This window comes from Histidinibacterium lentulum, assembly GCF_003789055.1.
GTDB lineage: Bacteria > Pseudomonadota > Alphaproteobacteria > Rhodobacterales > Rhodobacteraceae > Oceanicola > Oceanicola lentulus.
Genome location: NZ_ML119083.1, coordinates 144,593 through 160,920, shown reverse-complemented (window position 1 = coordinate 160,920; position 16,328 = coordinate 144,593). Strand labels below are relative to the sequence as shown.

Here is a 16,328-nt window from a genome sequence, read left to right as displayed (position 1 = left end):
AGGCCTTAGCAAGGCTCTGCCCCAGTGTCACCGCTCGCCATGCAGGATGCGGCGGCGTCGGGTCATGGATGCAGCACTGCGGAGACGACCGCCCTGTCCCGAAGGTCAGATGAAATTGAAATCCCCGATGTCGAGATTGAAACCCGGTGTCTTCAGAATCTTCAGAACGTCCCCGCCGCCGAAATCGAGGACATAGGCCGATGCGGTTTCCGTCGTGCGATTGTTCAGCTGCTGTGCGGAGGTGATCCCGAAGGCCGTGGCCTCGAGGAGGATCGTGTCGACCTCCTGCATGTCCATGATCGTATCCCGCCCGTTGCCCTTGAAGAAGGCGAAGGTATCCGCGCCGAGGCCGCCGTAGAGCAGGTCGTTTCCGGCGCCGCCGTTCAGCGTGTCGTTGCCGGCATTGCCGTAGAGCGTGTCGTTCCCGTTGCCGCCGTTCAGCGCATCGAATCCGGCCTTGCCGAACAGCCTGTCGGACCCCGATCCTCCGAACAGCGTGTCGGCGCCGATCCCCCCGTCGAGCCGGTCGTTCCCCAGCCCGCCGAAGATCAAGTCGTTCCCCGCGTTGCCCTTGATGAGGTCATTGCCGTTGTTGCCCGACAAGACGTCGAATCCGTCGGACCCGAAGATCGTGTCGTTGCCGCCCTTGCCCATGATGACGTCGGCGCCGATGCCGCCGTCGATCGTGTCGTTGCCGATGCCGCCGTCGATCGTGTCGTTACCGGCATTGCCTTGAATGCTGTCGTTGCCCGCATTGCCGCTGATCGCGTCGAAGCCTGCGCCGCCGAGGATCGTATCGTTTCCGCCCCTCCCGAGAATGAAGTCGAAGCCGGGTCCGCCGTCGATGAAATCGAAGCCGCGCCCGCCGTCGATCGTGTCATTGCCGAAATGGCCGTAGATCTTCTCGCTCAGACCCGTCCCCTTGATCCTGTCGTCACCGATGGTGCCGACGATCACCGGCGTGGGCGCATAGACGCCCGGGTCGTTGGGTCTGTCGCGCGGATCGAGAAAGTGGGCCCAGGAATCCTCGTTGCCGGTGGCGCTCGTCTCGTAGGCCGCGATGAAACGCCCGTCCGCAAGGCCGATGCCGCCGGGATCGGTGCTGTCCTCTCGAACGTTCTCGGCGATGGTGACCTCTCTGCCGATCTTGTTGCCCGAGGCATCGTAACGCTGGAACACGACGGTTCTGTCGGCCTGATCGTTGTAGACGATGACGAAGCCGCCATCGGCCAGCGCGATGAGATGTGGCTCGTCATGGTTGTCGACCCCGGCCGCGTTGACGAACTGCACACGGCCCAGCGGAGTGCCGGCATTGTTGTAACGGACGAAGAGGATGTCGCTGTCGGTATCCACTTCCGTCCAGGCCACGACGAATCCGCCCCCGGCCAGCGCGACGACCGTCGCATCCCGGTCCACGTCGCCGATGTTGCTGGTGTTGGCCGCGACGATCGTCCGGGAGGGGCCGACGTTGTCGTTGCCCGGCGTGACGATCCGGAAGGCGATCTCCCGGTCGCCGTTGCTGCCCGTGTAATCGTAGGCGACGACCATGTTGCCGTTGGACAGGAGCGCCGTATCCGTAGCGGTGGTCGCCTGTCTCGACCCGGTGTCGGCAAAATTGGCAAAGCTGACCTTCCCGTCGGCCGAAACGACCTTGGTCCTGATCTCGAACGGGTTCGCGTCCCTGGTGTCCCGGTGGGAATAGGCCACGAGGTAACTTCCGTCACCGAACCCATCGACCGACACATGGTTGACGACATCTCCGGGCCGCGGGGTCGACGCGATCATCCGGTTGGTGGAACTCGTCACGCCCGAAGCGTCCGTCTGCCATTCCGTGGCCCGGATCAGCCTCTCCGTCGGCTGGCCCGGCTCGTCGAGATAGACCACCACGAATCCCCCGTTCGGAAGCGCCGCGACGTCGAACCCCCGTTCGTTGTTCGCGGTCGTGCCGTTGGCAATGAACGGGCGGCCGACCTTGTTTCCCGCTACATCGTAGAGCTGCCCCACGATGTCCCGACCCGGCGGTTTGGCGGGTCCCCCCCTTGCGGTGTCTTCCCAGAGGGCGACGACCATTCCGTTGGTCAGCTGGGTCAGCTCGGGATTCTCCTGATCTCCCCCGAGGTTCGGATTCAGGCGGATCGGCTCGATCCAGGGTACCGGTGTCGCGGGCATGAGAATCTCCAGTTCTTGAAACCGGCCCGGGGGTCTCCGCCATCCCCGTAACGATCATCGGGCCGAGGACCTGCTTTCAGGCTGGACCGACAAACCGCCAAGGTCAAATCATGTTCGCCCGCTGTCGGCACTCGACATGATCGGGCGCAATGTTCGGCATAATCAATGTTCTGCAGTGTCCAGGCGTGCGCCGTCCCGGACGGTGCAGATGCTTCCATCGCGTCAAGAAAAGACCCGGGCATTCATGCCCGGGCCTCCGCGGTTTTCGGCAAGCGGATCGGCGCCTCAGGAAACGAGCCGGTACCCGCCGCTCTCGGTGACCAGAAGACGCGCGTTCGACGGATCGGGCTCGATCTTCTGGCGCAGCCGGTAGATGTGCGTCTCCAGCGTATGCGTCGTCACGCCGGCGTTGTAGCCCCAGACCTCGTGCAACAGGACGTCCCGGGCGACCACGCCGGAGGCCGAGCGGTAGAGGAACTTCAGAATGTTCGTCTCCTTCTCGGTCAGGCGGATCTTCTTCTCATCCTCGGTCAGAAGCAGCTTCTGCGCAGGACGGAAGCTGTAGGGGCCGAGCTGGAACACTGCGTCCTCGCTCTGCTCATGAGTGCGCAGCTGCGCCCGGAGCCGGGCCAGCAGAACCGGGAACTTGAACGGCTTCGTGACATAGTCGTTCGCGCCCGCATCCAGCCCGAGAATCTGGTCGCTGTCGGTATCATGACCCGTGAGCATGATGATCGGCGATTTCACGCCCTGTTTGCGCATCAGCCGGCAGAGCTCCCGCCCGTCGGTATCCGGCAGGCCCACGTCAAGGATGACGAGGTCATGATGCTGGGCCTTGGCCTGCGTCATCGCTTCCGCGCCGTTGCCGGCTTCAAACACATCGAAATCCTCGGTCATCACAAGCTGCTCGCTCAACGCCTCACGGAGGTCGTCGTCGTCATCGACCAGCAGGATCTTCTTCAGTTGTCCCATCGGGCGTCCTCCACTTCACGTCTGAGGGAGATGTGAGGCTCAATCGCCACGGGCAAGAAATGTAGCAATCCCCTCACGCGGTCGTGTGTTGCCCTGCGGCGATGTTTCAGAATGTGACGCGTCTTCAGGCCAGTGCGGCCATCAGGCCCCCGTGAACCGCGCCCGCCGCCACGATCCCGTCGATCTGCGGCACCGCGCGGTTGAACTCGGGACGCCCGCCGGTGCGGTCGCTGACCGTGCCGCCCGCCTCCTCCACGATCAGGCTGCCGGCCGCCACGTCCCATTCCCACGTCGGCCGCAGCGTCAGCATGGCGTCGAACCGGCCTTGGGCGACAAGGCACAGCCGGTAGGCCAGCGAGGACCGGAAATGCCGCTTCACGGGGGGCACCTCGCCCCCCGCCCAGTGCTCCGCCGCCATCGATGGGCGGTTCGCCAGGACGTTGGCCCGACCAAGCCGCGACTCGTCGCTGACCTGCAGCGGCGTGCCGCCGACCGCGGCGCCTCCGTTCAGACCTGCCGAATACAGCGCATCCCGCATCGGCACGAACACGGCGGCGGCTACGATCCGCCCGCCCTCGGCGACTGCGATGGAATGGGACCAGTCCCGCCCGCCCTCGATGAAGGCGCGGGTGCCGTCGATCGGGTCCACGATGAACTGCCGCGGGGATGTAAGCCGGTCCGGCCCGCCCGCCGATTCCTCCGACAGCCAGCCATAGCCGGGCCGCGCCGCCGTCAACCGCTCCTTCAGAAGCGCGTCGACCTCGAGATCCGCCTCGGTCACGGGCCCTTGCCCGTCGCCCTTGTCCCAGGTCTTCGGCGCCGCGCCATGGTGGCGGCAGGCGATCTCGCCCGCGGCCTCGGCAGCCGCAATGATCAGCGACAGGTCCTCGGCGTCAGTCTCCCGCAAGCGTCAGGCCTTCGACCAGCAGCGAGGGCACGACCCGGCCCAAATGGGTCCGCGCGTCGTTGGCCGGTGTCATCCGCAGCAGGACTTCCCGCAGGTTGCCCGCCACCGTGATCTCGTTCACCGGATAGGCGATCTCGCCGTTCTCCACCCAGAAACCGCTCGCGCCCCGGGAATAATCCCCGGTGTTCGGGTTGATGGTGGAGCCGATCATCGAGGTCACGAGAAGCCCGGTGCCCATCTGCCGCATCAGCGCCTCACGGCTCGTCTCGCCCTGCGTCAGGGCCAGGTTGGAAACCGAGGGCGACGGCGGCCCCGAAGGTCCCCGCGCGGCATTGGCCGTGCTCTCCATCCCCAGCTTGCGCGCGGTCGCCAGATCGAGCGTCCAGCCCGTCAGCACGCCCGCTTCCACCAGCGCCCGCCGCTCCGTCCTCAGGCCCTCGGCATCGAAGGGCCGCGAACCCGGAACGCGCGGCCGATGCGGGTCCTCGATAAGGCTCAGGCCCTCGGGGAGAACCTGTTCGCCCAGCCGGTCGCGCAGCCAGGACGAACCGCGGGCGATCATCGTCCCGTTCGAAGCGGACACCAGATGCCCGATCAGCGAGGACGAGATCCGCTCGTCGAAGAGCACCGGATAGGCGCCGGTCTTCGGCCGGCGCGCGCCCATGCGCTCCACCGCCCGTGCCCCGGCGCGGCCGCCGATCTCCGCGGCGCTCCGCATGTCCTCGGCGAAGACGCGGCTGTCATAGTCGTAATCCCGCTCCATCTTCAGGCCCTCGCCCGCGATGGCCATGCACGACAGGCTCCGATCCGTCCGCTGGTATCCCCCGGAAAACCCGTTGCTCGCCGCGAGGTGGATGCGCCTGCGCCCGTAGGCCGCGGACGATTGCACCTGCGTGACGCCGCCCACCGCCAGCGCCGCGGCTTCCGCCTCCCGCGCGGCCTCTTCCAGCGCGGCGGGCTCCGGTTCCGGGCCGTGGTCGAATAGCTCCAGCCCCTCGGCGTCGCGCACCTTCGACAGCTGACCCGCATCGGCGAGACCGATGAACGGGTCCTCCGGCGCCTCCCGCGCCATGGCGACGGCCCGCTCGGCCATCTGCACGAGCACGTCCGGCGCGGTTTCCGAGGCCGACACGCAGGCCTGCCGCCGCCCGATCAGCACGCGCAGTCCAAGGTCGATCCCCTCGGACCGCTGGGCCTCCTCCAGCCGTCCCCCCCGGACGTCGATCGAGAGTGAGGTGCCCCCGATCGCGACCACATCCGCAGCCTCCGCCCCCGCGGCGCGCGCGGCTGTCAGAATCTGGTCGGCAAGGGCGGAGAGATCATGGGCCATGAAGATGTTCCGGAACAGCGGACGGTCCCCGGCACCTAGTCCGCCCCGCCCGCCGCCGCAACTCTCCGACTCAGCGGATGCGGTTTCCGTTCACCGTGATCGACCCTTCCGGCGTCACCTCCAGCGACGACTCCAGAACGTCGTCCCCCAGATTGCGCGAGAACATCCCCAGCCCCAGCCGGGCAATTCCCGCATCCTCCTCGGCGACAAGGCCCATTGTCACCAGCGTGTCGATCAGCCCGTTGACACCCGTCGCCCGCGCCTGCGCGGAGCCCGTGGGACGGAAGGGCAACCCGTCGAGGAAGGTGGGGTCGTTCAGATCGATGGTGAAGCTGCCCGAACTGGTCAGCCCGACACCTGCACCTGAAAACGCGCCGGAGTTGAGCGTCACGCTGGTCGGTTCCACCGGCGAGACGCCCCCGTTGATCATCTCGCCCAAGGTGAGGAAATCCACCAGATCGGCCAGCACCATCATCTCTCCCTCGATGTCGAACTCGAAGGATATCGGATCGCGCGGCAGCAGCTCCGAGGGGTCGAGCAGCCGCACCAGGCGCTCGTCCAGCGAAAGCCCCTCGAAGGCCAGCGCAAGCCGCGCGCCCTGCGGTGTATCGGAGGCAAGGAGCGGCATCTGCATCAGGAATTGCGAGCCGAGCACGCCGGCCCGGATCGTGAAGGGGATCAGGAGCGTGTCCTCGTATTCCAGGCTCGCTTCGCCTGTGGAGCCCTCGATGGACAGGCCCGCCTCGCCGAGGCTCACGCGCCCCTCGCTCGTCGCCGTCTCGCTGACCTGTCGCGACTCGCCGTTCATCGGGTCCGAGGTGATCGAGATCGAGGACAGACCCTCGGACCGCGTGGTGACATCCAGGGAAAGCCCGGCCCGGATCGATGACGCGAGGTCGACGTAGTCGATCCCCGCAGCCGGTACCACAGCACGGCCCGAATAGACGCCGGAGGCCGAACTGCCCGAGTTGTCCAACAGGAACCCGATGTCCGACTGCATGTCGACCCGGACGAGGCTGGCAGTGGGTCCCGAAACGGACTGCACATCCATCGTCAGGGTCGCCTCGTCCCGCGTCACCGTGGCCACGTTCACGGTGTCCTGAATGTCGATGACGGCGGTGATGCCGCTCAGGTCCATCCCCTCGATGTCGGGCGCGCCCCGTACCTCGATCCCGGTCAGGCTCACCGTGGTGCGGCCCGCCTCGGTGGTGAAAACGATGGCATCGGGGCTTCCGGTGGCCAGTGTCGAGGCGGTCTCCTGTGTCCCCGTCAGGGCCACGTCGAGATAGAGCTCGTCCGGGGTCCCCGACATCACGTCCACGACGAGCCGCACCTGCGACGGTTGCCGGTAGGCGACCGTGACCGACCCGTCATCCTGCGCGGTCAGGTCGACCGGACCGAGGATCGCGCTGATCGTGCCCAGCCCCTGCGGAAGCACGACCGTTCCGGTCACGTCGGACAGGGTCAGCGTATCTCCGGAGCGGCTCTCCTGAGCGGAAACCTGAAGCCCGGTCGCGGCGTAGAAATCCCTCTGTATCGCCCAGACATCTTCTGGAGTGACCTGCGCCGACACTGGCAGCGACAGGGCTGCACTGGACATCATGGCGGCGAAAGTCGTGGGAACTCGACGCATGGCTGTATCCTCGAAGGGACCCCGGAAAGGGCCGCGCGACCTCGATCGCGCGGCCCGATGGCAAGTACCGCCGCGCTTACTGGATGCGCTGGCCGTTCACGATCACATGGCCCTGCTCGTTGATCTCCAGCTCGGACCGCATCTGGTCGTCGCCGGTGACCTGGGCGAACATGCCCATCATCATCCGCGCGCCCATGACCTGCTCCTCGGGGACCAGACCCATCTGGACCAGCTTGTCGATCAGCTGGTTGGCGCCGGTGATTTCCACGGCTGCGGAGCCTTCCGGGCGCGGCATGCCGCCGAAGGTATCGAGGTCCGTGTTGTCGAAGGTGAACCCGCCGGACCCCAGGATCTCGGCCCCCGCCGCCCGCACGGTGAGGTCGTTGATCATCACCTCGTAGAGCTCACCCGGCACGTCGGCCATCATCATCGCCTGCATCTGCATGGGATCGAGCACGTCATAGGCCAGCGCGACGAGGCCGGAGATGTCGAGGCTGATCGTGGCGGGGCCATGGTCAAGCACGCCGCGCGGATCGATTATGCTCCAGACCGCGTCATTGACGGACAGCTCGGAGATCAGCAGATCCGCACCGAATTCCTCGGGCGAATCGGTTGCCGCGAGGGGCAGGGAGATGCCGTAGGAGTATTCCGCCATGGACACTTCCACCGGGAACGGCAGGTCGCTTCCCGAGATCGAAACGCTGGGCGCCGTCGCGCCGCCTGCATAGCTAAACCCGCTGGCGTCCATGAAGACCGCCATGCTGCCGCTCTCGGCGCTCGCGGTCCCCTCGGCCGTATTGCCCTCTTCGGCAAAGCTGAAGGCGTAATTGGAGGCGCCGAACTCGTAACCCGCGTCGACCAGAAGCCCGTCGACGAAGGCCATCTCGGGCGCTTCCATGTCCATATCCACGGGCAGCGAAACGGTCCCGGTGGTCTCGAGGCCGTCGATCGTGCCCATGAACTGGAACAGCCCGGGGCCGCCGGTCTCGGCAATGTCCACGGCGATCGTCACCGACCCTGCGGCAAGTGCCGACTCGATGGTCTGCAGCGCCTCGTCAGTCGTGATCTGATAGGTGCCCGCGATATCCGAGATCGCCAACTGCGCGGCGTTCAGGGTGACGTCGGCCTCCTCTCCCTCGACACTGTCGAGCGAAACGACGTAGCGCGCCGCCGAGATGTCATAGGTCATCTCCTCGGGGGTGCCGCCGACAATCAGGTCCATCGCTTCCTGGGTAACGGAGGCGTTGAGCGTGGCAGGGGTCCCGAACGTCGGTTCGATCCGGATCGTCAGCGGTGTGGTCGTCGGCATGCCGACCGAAACCGTGCCATCCCCCGTCTCGGTGAACGTCAACGTCCCCAGGTCCGAGGTGACGGTCGTCTCGGCATCGCTGATGGTCAGAACGACGTCCGAGACGGTCAGGGTGTCGCCCGACATCTCCTCGGACCCGACGCTGAGGCTGCTCTCACCATAGAGGGCCATGTTCTCCTTGAATGAATCCCAGACCTGCTGGGCGCTGACGTCGGCATGCGCCGCTGTACCGACCATCAGTGTGGCGGCGAGAGCGGTTTGGCCGGTCCGGGCAAATATGGTCATATCAGACCCTTCCTTGTTGCAAATTGCAGGCGCAGTTTCCCTTCTGTACGCGTCAGGTCAAGGTGGCGAACACTTGGGACAGACCCAAATGGCAGGGTCGCGGTAATTGTTGATCATGGATGGGCTCATGGATTTGTCGGAAAAGGTCGTTCTGATCACCGGGGCGAGCCGCGGGATCGGCGCCGCCGCCGCGTATCGCTTCGCCGAGGCCGGAGCGCGGGTTGTGCTGCTGGCCCGGAACGGCGAGCGCGTGGCGGAGGTCGCCGGAGAGATCGGACATGACGCCCTCGCGGTGCCCTGCGACGTGTCCCGCTACTGGGAGGTAGAGGCAGCCGTCGGCGCCGCCCTGAGCACATTCGGCCGTCTCGACGTGGTCGTGGGCAATGCCGGCGTGATCGAGCCGATCGCCCGTCTTGCCGATGTCGATCCCGTCGCATGGTCCTCCGCCGTCGACGTGAACCTCAAGGGCGTCCTGCATGGCATGCGCGCGGCGCTCCCGGTCATGCTCGAACAGGGCGGCGGCACGATCATCACGATCTCCTCGGGGGCGGCCCATGGCCCCGTCGAGGGCTGGTCCTCCTACTGCGCGTCAAAGGCCGGGGCGTACATGCTCACCCGGATGTGCCACAAGGAATACGGTGCCTCGGGCATCCGCGCGCTGGGCCTCTCGCCGGGCACCGTGGCGACCGAGATGCAGCGCGAGATCAAGGCCTCGGGGATCAATCCCGTGAGCCAGCTCGACTGGTCCGATCACATTCCTCCCGACTGGCCCGCCCGCGCCCTCGTCTGGATGTGCAGACCGGAGGCCGACCGCTGGCTCGGCGAGGACATCAGCCTGCGCGACGAGGACATCCGCCGCGCCATCGGTCTCGTCACCTAGCCCGGCGGCCGCTCGCCTGCAGGGTGGCTTGCCAACCCATCCTGCACCGTCCGGCCCCCCCCCCCGTCTGTCACCGCCGTCCCCTGCGCCCCGGGACCTTCGAGCCGAACCCCGGCGGCCGCCGCCTAACCCAGGCGGCGAAGCGCTCCAGCCGCGGATGCGCCCTCAGCGCCTCCACCGTCGCGTAATTCCTTGCCAGCTCGGCTTCCGTCAGCGTCGCGTGGATCTCCTTGTGGCAGATGTGATGCAAGAGCACCGTCGGCCCGCCCTTGCCGCCCTTCAGCTTCGGCACGAGATGGTGGAGCGATTGCGGCACATCCGGCGGGATCGGCCGCCCGCAGAGGCCGCAGACAGGCCAGCCGTCGCCCTTCTCCATCGCTTGCCCTCCTTGTCCCGACAGGTCAGGAGACTGGCATGACCCAGCCAGACGGCAAGCCCGCCCCGGACGCCCTCGTGGTCGGCGCAGGCCCCGCCGGCCTGATGGCCGCCGACACCCTCTCCGCCGCGGGCCTCTCTGTGCTGATGGCCGAGGCCATGCCCTCCCCGGGGCGCAAGTTCCTGATGGCCGGCAAGAGCGGCCTCAATCTCACCAAGGCCGAACCGCCCGAGGCCTGGCGCGCCGCGTTCGGCTCCCTCCCCGGGTGGTTCGCGGACATCCTCACCGCCTTTGGCCCGACCGAGGCCATGACCTTCGCCAGGGGCCTCGGTCAGGAGCTCTTCACCGGCTCCACCGGCCGGGTCTTCCCGGTGGCGATGAAGGCCTCCCCCATGTTGCGCGCCTGGCTCGTCCGTCTCGAAAACCGCGGCGTCGACCTCCGCCGCCGCTGGCGCTGGCAGGGCTGGCAGGAAGGCGCCCATCTCTTCGGCACGCCCGAAGGTCCGGTCCGTCTCTCGCCCCGCGTCGCTATCCTCGCCATGGGCGGCGCAAGCTGGCGCCGCCTCGGGTCGGACGGCGCCTGGGTCTCCGCCTTCGACACCGCGGAGCTGACCCCCTTCGCCCCCGCGAACGCCGGCCTCTCCGTCCGGTGGTCCGCGCATATGGCGCGCCATTTCGGCAGCCCGCTCAAGTCCTGCGCCCTCCACGCGGGCAATCTCGTCAGCCGCGGCGAATGCACCATCTCCGCCCGCGGGCTCGAGGGCGGCGGGCTCTACCCGCTGACCCCCGCCCTCCGCACGGGTGCTTCCCTCATTCTCGACCTCTGCCCCGACCTGTCGCCCGAAGCCGTGACCGACCGCCTCTCGCGGCCCCGGGGCAAGGCCAGCCTCGCCAACCACCTGCGCCGCACGTTGGGCCTCGATCCGGCGAAACAGGCTCTCCTGAACGAATTCGCCCGCCCGCTGCCTGCCGATCTCGCGCCCCTCGTCAAGGCGCTCCCCATTCGCCACGCGGGATTGCGGCCCATGGACGAGGCGATCTCCACCGCCGGAGGCGTGCGGCTGGACGCGGTGGACGACACGCTCATGCTGCGCGCGCACCCGGGCACATGGGTTGCGGGCGAGATGCTCGACTGGGAGGCGCCAACCGGCGGCTACCTGATCACCGCCTGCCTCGCCACCGGGCGCCATGCCGCCCGTGCCGCCATGCTCAGAGCGACCAGTCGATGACCGGCCCGGCGGGCACGATCCCCAGAGGATTGCGCAGCTCCGAGGGCGAGAAATAGCCCCGCTTGTAAAAGTCGAATCGCACCGTCCCCGCCACCCCGGGGCGGTGGTAGATCCGGCGCGCATAGTCCCAGAGCCGCGGATAGTCGGTCAGCCGCCGGATGTTGCACTTGAAGGCATAGTGATAGGCCACGTCGAACCGCGCCAGCGTCGGGAAAAGCCGCAGATCGGCCTCGGTGAACACGTCCCCCGCCAGCCAGTCCCGCCCCTCGAGATGCGCCTCGATCCGGTCCAGCGTGGCGAAGACCTCCGTCACCGCAGCGTCATAGGCCGCCTGCGTCCGCGCGAAGCCCGCCCGGTAGACCCCGTTGTTGACGGTCTCGTAGATTACCCCGTTCCAGCGCTCGATCTCCTCCCGGAGCGGCCCGGGGCAGAGGTCCGGCACGCCCGGAAACCGGCCGAACATGCGGACGATGTCGGCGGATTCGTTCGACACGATCCGCCCCGCCACCCGGTCCCATAGAACCGGTACCGTGACCCGGCCCGTATAGGGCTCGGGCTGGCGGGCATAGACCTCGTGCAGCGCCGAGACACCCAGTTCGGACTCCTCGCCGAAGACCCATCCCTCCTCCGTCCGCCGCGGCAGGGCATACGACACGGTGATGTCCTTCAGCCCGAGTTCCTCCCGCGCCAGCAGAGCACGATGCGCCCAGGGGCAGTTCCACGCGACGAAGAGGTGATAGCGTCCCGGGTCCGCCGGATGCGCCTCGGTCCCGATCCAGTCCCGCAGCACCGAGGGCTCCCGCCGGAACGCGCCGTCCACCGTGGTGTCGGCGGGCCGGCCTTCGACGTGATAGCGTCCCTCGATCATCTCCCCCATCACTCCGCCTCCGCCCGCGCAAAGGCGGGACGGGCACGCATCCGCGCGGAAAGCGCGTCGAAGGCGGGCGCATGGCGCGGCATGTGGGCAAGCCCGGCCCATTCCCAGCAATGAGCGAGCAGGAAGTCCGGGATCACGGGGCTGTCACCGGTCAGGTAGTCGCCCGTCAGCTCCTCCGCCAGGGCCCTGGCGTTCCGATCGAATTCCAGTTTCAGCGTCTCCTTGATCTCCGGCTGACGCCAGTCCTCGGGCAGGACGAAGCTGTGCTTCGCGGCGGTCCAGAGAATGGCGTCCATGTCGTCGATCACGCGAAAGGTCAGCGCGTCCTGCCGGGCTCTGTCCACGGTGCCCGCCGGATGGGTGAACCGTCCGGCCCGATCCGCGAGGAAGGTCATGATCGCCACCGAATCGGTCATCACCGCGCCGTCCTCCACCAGCACCGGGACCCGGCCCGACCGATTGAGCGCCACCACCGTCCGCGATCGGGGCGGTTCGGGGTGGTAGGCATAGTCCAGCCCCAGTTCCTCCAGCATCCAGCGCACGCGGAACGCGCGGCTGCGGACGGAGCCGTAGAGGTCACGCATCGACGATCCTCCCCTGGCTCGACACTGGCGCGCGAGGAGCCCCCGATTCAAGCAGGGAAGACCCGCGAACCCGACCTCCGGGGGCACAGCTTGCCCCCGGAGGTTGCCCAAACGCAACATCGGCGACATAGCGCGAGGTCAATGGGGGCGTGCCTTCTCTCCTGAAGGCCCGTACAGTAGTCACGACACGAGGCCAGAACAGGCCGCGAGGACTGCCGATGCGTTTGAAATCGACCACGATCCTGACCGGTCTTGCCCTGCTTGCAACGGCGGCCAGCGCGCAACAGGACTGGAGGCCGACCTATACCACCTACGGCACGCCCGGCCTGATCGAGATGCCCTCCGGCCTCAGCGATCCCTCGGGCCAGTTCACGCTCAGCTACGGCGGCTTCGGCAACCACCAGCGTGCCACGCTCAGCTTCCAGATCAGCGACCGTCTGGGCGGCAGCTTCCGCTACAGCCGCATCGGCGAGAACACTGGTCCCGGAACCGATCCGACCTTCGACCGGAGCTTCGACATCCGCTTCCGGCTGGTGGACGAGGGGCGGTATCTCCCAGCGGTGACCGTCGGCCTTCAGGACTTTCTGGGAACCGGGCTCTACTCCGGCGAATACGTCGTCGCGACGAAGCATTTCGGCGAGAACCTGCGCGTGACCGCGGGCCTCGGTTGGGGGCGACTCGGGACGCAGAACCCCATCGACAACCCACTTGCGCAGATCGACGACCGCTTCGAGACCCGCCCCACCAACCCCTTCGGCACCGGCGGAGATTTCGGCCAGGGCGGAACGGTGGCGACCGATGTGTTCTTCCGCGGCGATGCCTCGCTCTTCGGCGGGGTGGAGTATCGGTTCAGCGACCGTCTCACCGGCATCGTCGAATATTCGGGAGATGCCTATGTCCGCGAGGACAGGCTCGGCACGTTCGAGCCCTCGTCGCCCTACAACGTCGGCGTGGTCTACAAGCCCCGCGACGAATACCAGCTCTCCGCCTCCGTGCTTCAGGGCGAGACGCTGGCCTTTTCTGCCCATTTCACCATCGACCCGACGAACCGCCTGTCCGTCAGCGGCCTCGATCCCGCGCCGATCCCGGTGGCCGTGCGGCCGCCGGATGCGCGCGCCGCCGCAAGCTGGAACCGGTCTCCCGCCGCGGAAACGGCGCTGCGCGACCTCGTGGTGACCGCGCTCGAGACCGAGGGCGTGGAGGTCAAGGCCGTGGAATTCACCGACCGCTCGGTGCGGATCCGCTACGCCAACACGCGCTACCGGACCGAGTCGCAGCCCATGGGCCGGATCAGCCGAATCCTGACCCAGTCCATGCCGCCCGCCATCGAAGACTTCATCTTCGAGCCCGAACGCCAGGGGATTCCCCTGTCCCGTATCGTGATCAGGCGCTCCGACGTGGAGCAGCTCGAGAACGAGGTCGGAGCGACCGAGGCGAGCTTCGCCCGCGCCGCGATCACCGATGCCGCGGGAACGGAAGCGGGCCTCGTCCGCATTCCCCCCGAAGAGGGAGCGCTCTCCTACGGGGTCAGGCCCTATCTCAGCACGCGCTACTTTGACCCCGACCGGCCCATCGACATCGACGTCGGCGTTCGTGCCAGCGTGAGCTACAGGTTCAGCCCGAACCTCGTCTTCGACGGCGTCGCCCAGTGGCGACTCACCGACGCGCCCGAACCGACGGACAGCTCGACGCCGGCGGTCTATCCGGTGCGCACCGACGGCGACCGCTACAACGACGAGGGCAATCCCTACATCTCTCGCCTGACCCTCGCGCATTTCGGCCGGCCCGGGACGGACCTCTACAGCCGCGTCACCGTGGGTTATCTTGAGCGGATGTATGCCGGTGTCTCCACCGAACTCCTGTGGAAGCCGGTGGACAGCCGCCTCGCCCTGGGGGCAGAGGTCAACTATGTGCAGCAGCGCGCCTTCGACGGCGGCCTCGGGTTCCGGGACTACGACGTCTGGACCGGCCATGCCTCGGCCTATTACGACCTCGGAAACGGCTACCACACCCAGCTCGACGTGGGCCGCTACCTTGCCGGCGACTGGGGCGCCACGATCTCCCTGGATCGGGAGTTCGAGAACGGCTGGCGTGTCGGCGCCTTCGCCACCCGGACGGACATCAGCTTCGAGGATTTCGGCGAAGGCTCCTTCGACAAGGGCCTGCGCATCACGATCCCGACGGACTGGACCATCGGCACGCCGACCCGGCAGGCCTTCACCCTCGACCTTCGGTCCCTCCAGAGGGACGGCGGCGCGCGGCTGAGCGTGCAGGATCGTCTCTACGGAGTTGTCCGCGACGCCCATGCGCCGGAGCTCGAATCGACCTGGGGGAGATACTGGAGATGAGGTCGATCGGACTGGCCGCCGCCTGCGCATCGACCCTGCTGCTGGCTGGATGCGGCGATGAGGTCAGCGAATCCCGCATGGTCATCGAGGCCGTCGCGGGCTCGTTCCTGTCGATCGGGCGCGAAACGGCCCCGGTCCAGCGCCCGCAATTCTCCCGCGCGGCGATCGAGGAGACCGGGCAGGACTTCGTTCTGGCCTCCGTCCCGCAACGCGGTGTTGCAGCCCTGCTACAGCGTGCCGGGCAGAACGGACCCGAGGAGACCTGGCTCACCGAGGACGGAGTCTCGGTCACCTACGAGCGCGGATTCCTCGTCGCGACGCGCGGTCTCGGCCCCGACCTGATGGCCGCCGACGTCTCCGGCGTCCTTGCGGCCGTGGCGCGCGGCGGCGGCGACGCGACCCGGGTCCACGAATATCTCGATGGCAACGACCAGATGGTTCGGCACGACTATGCCTGCCGCGTCGAACGTGCCGGAACCGAGCGGATCACCATCTACGAACGCAGCTATAACACGGAAAAGTATGAAGAAACCTGCCGACGTGGCGCGCAGACCTTCACCAACACCTACTGGATCGGGGCAGGGGGTGTTGTGTGGAAGTCGCGACAGTTGATTTCCCCACCTGTCGGCTATCTTGACAGCGAACGGCTATAGGGCGAACTACCCGATATATCTTGTGTTTCGGCGATCCGACCGAATAAGACGCAGGGTCAAGACAAGACGCATTTGCTGGAGACGATTACAATGCGCTTCACCACCATCATCGCAGCGGCGTCGGTTGCCGTTGCAGGTGCTGGTAACGCCGGAGGCTTCGACGATCGGATCGTCGTTCCGCCGGTGATCGTGACCGAACCCGTACCGGCTGCGTCCGGGTCCTTCGGGCTCGGTTCCCTGGGAGGTGGCGCTGCTGGCGTTCTTCTTCCGCTCGCCCTAATCGCAGCCGCAGCCAGCGCGGATGATGACGAGGACGACACACCTTCCGAAACGACTGAATAGCGAGTTGGCTAATCGGTGGACCTCGGAACATAAATCGGATCAAGTGGACGCAAGGGCGGAGCGCAGCCGCCCCGCGTGAGACAAACCTAAGCTGCAGGAGACTAGAAATGCGCATCACCACTATCATCGCCGCGGCTCTCGTTGCCGTTTCCGGGTCGGCGTTCGCCGGCGGCTTCGACGACGAGATCGTCATCCCCGTTCCCCAGCCGCTGCCGGTCGAGCCGGCTCCGGCCGGTTCGCTGGGCTCGCTCGGCGGCCTCGGTGGCACCGCTGCCATCCTCGGCCCCGTTGCCCTGCTCGCCGTCCTCGCCGCTTCGCAGGACGACGATGACGACGACGCGGAAGAGACCACCGTCGAGGACTGATACATCCCTCGATGTGAAGACATCCGGGAAAGGACGGGCTCAGGCCCGTCCTTTTCTCTTTCGGGTGCG

Annotated in this window: 15 protein-coding genes; 6 read left to right on the top strand and 9 right to left on the bottom strand. The window is 67.1% G+C overall.

Features of this window, described 5'->3' with window-relative positions:
- Window positions 1-105 precede the first annotated feature (105 nt).
- The 6 genes from EAT49_RS06675 to EAT49_RS06650 form a co-directional block, all read right to left on the bottom strand.
- On the bottom strand, window positions 106-2,169 hold the full coding sequence (locus EAT49_RS06675; RefSeq protein WP_123641528.1) for a calcium-binding protein: 2,064 nt from the start codon (window positions 2,167-2,169) through the stop codon (window positions 106-108).
- 285 nt (window positions 2,170-2,454) lie between these two features.
- On the bottom strand, window positions 2,455-3,141 hold the full coding sequence (locus tag EAT49_RS06670) for a response regulator transcription factor (protein WP_123641527.1): 687 nt from the start codon (window positions 3,139-3,141) through the stop codon (window positions 2,455-2,457).
- Between the two features lie 124 nt (window positions 3,142-3,265).
- Window positions 3,266-4,048: a 3'(2'),5'-bisphosphate nucleotidase CysQ gene (locus tag EAT49_RS06665; RefSeq protein ID WP_123641526.1), complete on the bottom strand. Its 783-nt coding sequence runs from the start codon at window positions 4,046-4,048 to the stop codon at window positions 3,266-3,268.
- Window positions 4,035-5,378 (bottom strand): TldD/PmbA family protein, encoded by a 1,344-nt coding sequence (locus EAT49_RS06660; RefSeq protein ID WP_123641525.1) that lies wholly within the window; start codon window positions 5,376-5,378, stop codon window positions 4,035-4,037. The genes EAT49_RS06665 and EAT49_RS06660 overlap by 14 nt, the downstream gene beginning before the upstream one ends.
- Window positions 5,379-5,448: 70 nt before the next feature.
- Window positions 5,449-7,011 carry a hypothetical protein gene (locus EAT49_RS06655; protein WP_123641524.1) on the bottom strand — a complete coding sequence of 521 codons (1,563 nt, stop codon included), beginning with the start codon at window positions 7,009-7,011 and terminating at the stop codon, window positions 5,449-5,451.
- A 76-nt stretch (window positions 7,012-7,087) separates the two neighbouring features.
- Entirely contained in the window at window positions 7,088-8,605 is a 1,518-nt protein-coding gene (locus EAT49_RS06650; protein ID WP_123641523.1) for a DUF2125 domain-containing protein, read from the bottom strand.
- A 127-nt stretch (window positions 8,606-8,732) separates the two neighbouring features.
- Between EAT49_RS06650 and EAT49_RS06645 the strand changes: the two genes are divergently transcribed.
- Window positions 8,733-9,485, top strand: coding sequence for an SDR family oxidoreductase (locus EAT49_RS06645; RefSeq protein WP_123641522.1), 753 nt, complete (start codon window positions 8,733-8,735; stop codon window positions 9,483-9,485).
- A 70-nt stretch (window positions 9,486-9,555) separates the two neighbouring features.
- Here the strand turns inward: EAT49_RS06645 and EAT49_RS06640 are convergent, their stop codons facing one another.
- Window positions 9,556-9,861: an HNH endonuclease family protein gene (locus EAT49_RS06640; protein WP_123641521.1), complete on the bottom strand. Its 306-nt coding sequence runs from the start codon at window positions 9,859-9,861 to the stop codon at window positions 9,556-9,558.
- A gap of 38 nt (window positions 9,862-9,899) precedes the next feature.
- Between EAT49_RS06640 and EAT49_RS06635 the strand changes: the two genes are divergently transcribed.
- Window positions 9,900-11,090: a TIGR03862 family flavoprotein gene (locus tag EAT49_RS06635; protein WP_123641520.1), complete on the top strand. Its 1,191-nt coding sequence runs from the start codon at window positions 9,900-9,902 to the stop codon at window positions 11,088-11,090.
- On the opposite strand, the gene EAT49_RS06630 is transcribed toward EAT49_RS06635, so the two are convergent.
- Together EAT49_RS06630 and EAT49_RS06625 are read right to left on the bottom strand one after the other, a co-directional pair.
- Window positions 11,071-11,967, bottom strand: coding sequence for a glutathione S-transferase family protein (locus EAT49_RS06630; RefSeq protein WP_123641519.1), 897 nt, complete (start codon window positions 11,965-11,967; stop codon window positions 11,071-11,073). The genes EAT49_RS06635 and EAT49_RS06630 overlap by 20 nt on opposite strands.
- Window positions 11,967-12,551: a glutathione S-transferase family protein gene (locus EAT49_RS06625; protein ID WP_123641518.1), complete on the bottom strand. Its 585-nt coding sequence runs from the start codon at window positions 12,549-12,551 to the stop codon at window positions 11,967-11,969. The genes EAT49_RS06630 and EAT49_RS06625 overlap by 1 nt, the downstream gene beginning before the upstream one ends.
- Window positions 12,552-12,769: 218 nt before the next feature.
- Between EAT49_RS06625 and EAT49_RS06620 the strand changes: the two genes are divergently transcribed.
- The 4 genes from EAT49_RS06620 (at window position 12,770) to EAT49_RS06605 (ending at window position 16,259) form a co-directional block, all read left to right on the top strand.
- Entirely contained in the window at window positions 12,770-14,899 is a 2,130-nt protein-coding gene (locus EAT49_RS06620; RefSeq protein ID WP_123641517.1) for a YjbH domain-containing protein, read from the top strand.
- Window positions 14,896-15,552: a YjbF family lipoprotein gene (locus EAT49_RS06615; RefSeq protein ID WP_123641516.1), complete on the top strand. Its 657-nt coding sequence runs from the start codon at window positions 14,896-14,898 to the stop codon at window positions 15,550-15,552. Before EAT49_RS06620 ends, EAT49_RS06615 begins: the two co-directional genes overlap by 4 nt.
- 90 nt (window positions 15,553-15,642) lie before the next feature.
- Complete coding sequence (locus EAT49_RS06610; RefSeq protein WP_123641515.1) at window positions 15,643-15,894, top strand: hypothetical protein; 252 nt, start codon at window positions 15,643-15,645, stop codon at window positions 15,892-15,894.
- A 107-nt stretch (window positions 15,895-16,001) separates the two neighbouring features.
- Window positions 16,002-16,259, top strand: a complete 258-nt coding sequence (locus EAT49_RS06605) for a hypothetical protein (protein ID WP_123641514.1) — start codon at window positions 16,002-16,004, stop codon at window positions 16,257-16,259.
- The last annotated feature ends 69 nt before the right edge of the window (window positions 16,260-16,328 follow it).

Excerpts from the sequence above, each read along its gene's own strand:
- EAT49_RS06675 (WP_123641528.1), bottom strand. The coding sequence starts at position 2,169 with ATGCCCGCGACACCGGTACCCTGGATCGAGCCGATCCGCCTGAATCCG.
- EAT49_RS06670 (WP_123641527.1), bottom strand. The coding sequence starts at position 3,141 with ATGGGACAACTGAAGAAGATCCTGCTGGTCGATGACGACGACGACCTC.
- EAT49_RS06660 (WP_123641525.1), bottom strand. The coding sequence starts at position 5,378 with ATGGCCCATGATCTCTCCGCCCTTGCCGACCAGATTCTGACAGCCGCG.
- EAT49_RS06655 (WP_123641524.1), bottom strand. The coding sequence starts at position 7,011 with ATGCGTCGAGTTCCCACGACTTTCGCCGCCATGATGTCCAGTGCAGCC.
- EAT49_RS06650 (WP_123641523.1), bottom strand. The coding sequence starts at position 8,605 with ATGACCATATTTGCCCGGACCGGCCAAACCGCTCTCGCCGCCACACTG.
- EAT49_RS06645 (WP_123641522.1), top strand. The coding sequence starts at position 8,733 with ATGGATTTGTCGGAAAAGGTCGTTCTGATCACCGGGGCGAGCCGCGGG.
- EAT49_RS06640 (WP_123641521.1), bottom strand. The coding sequence starts at position 9,861 with ATGGAGAAGGGCGACGGCTGGCCTGTCTGCGGCCTCTGCGGGCGGCCG.
- EAT49_RS06635 (WP_123641520.1), top strand. The coding sequence starts at position 9,900 with ATGACCCAGCCAGACGGCAAGCCCGCCCCGGACGCCCTCGTGGTCGGC.
- EAT49_RS06630 (WP_123641519.1), bottom strand. The coding sequence starts at position 11,967 with ATGGGGGAGATGATCGAGGGACGCTATCACGTCGAAGGCCGGCCCGCC.
- EAT49_RS06625 (WP_123641518.1), bottom strand. The coding sequence starts at position 12,551 with ATGCGTGACCTCTACGGCTCCGTCCGCAGCCGCGCGTTCCGCGTGCGC.
- EAT49_RS06620 (WP_123641517.1), top strand. The coding sequence starts at position 12,770 with ATGCGTTTGAAATCGACCACGATCCTGACCGGTCTTGCCCTGCTTGCA.
- EAT49_RS06615 (WP_123641516.1), top strand. The coding sequence starts at position 14,896 with ATGAGGTCGATCGGACTGGCCGCCGCCTGCGCATCGACCCTGCTGCTG.
- EAT49_RS06610 (WP_123641515.1), top strand. The coding sequence starts at position 15,643 with ATGCGCTTCACCACCATCATCGCAGCGGCGTCGGTTGCCGTTGCAGGT.
- EAT49_RS06605 (WP_123641514.1), top strand. The coding sequence starts at position 16,002 with ATGCGCATCACCACTATCATCGCCGCGGCTCTCGTTGCCGTTTCCGGG.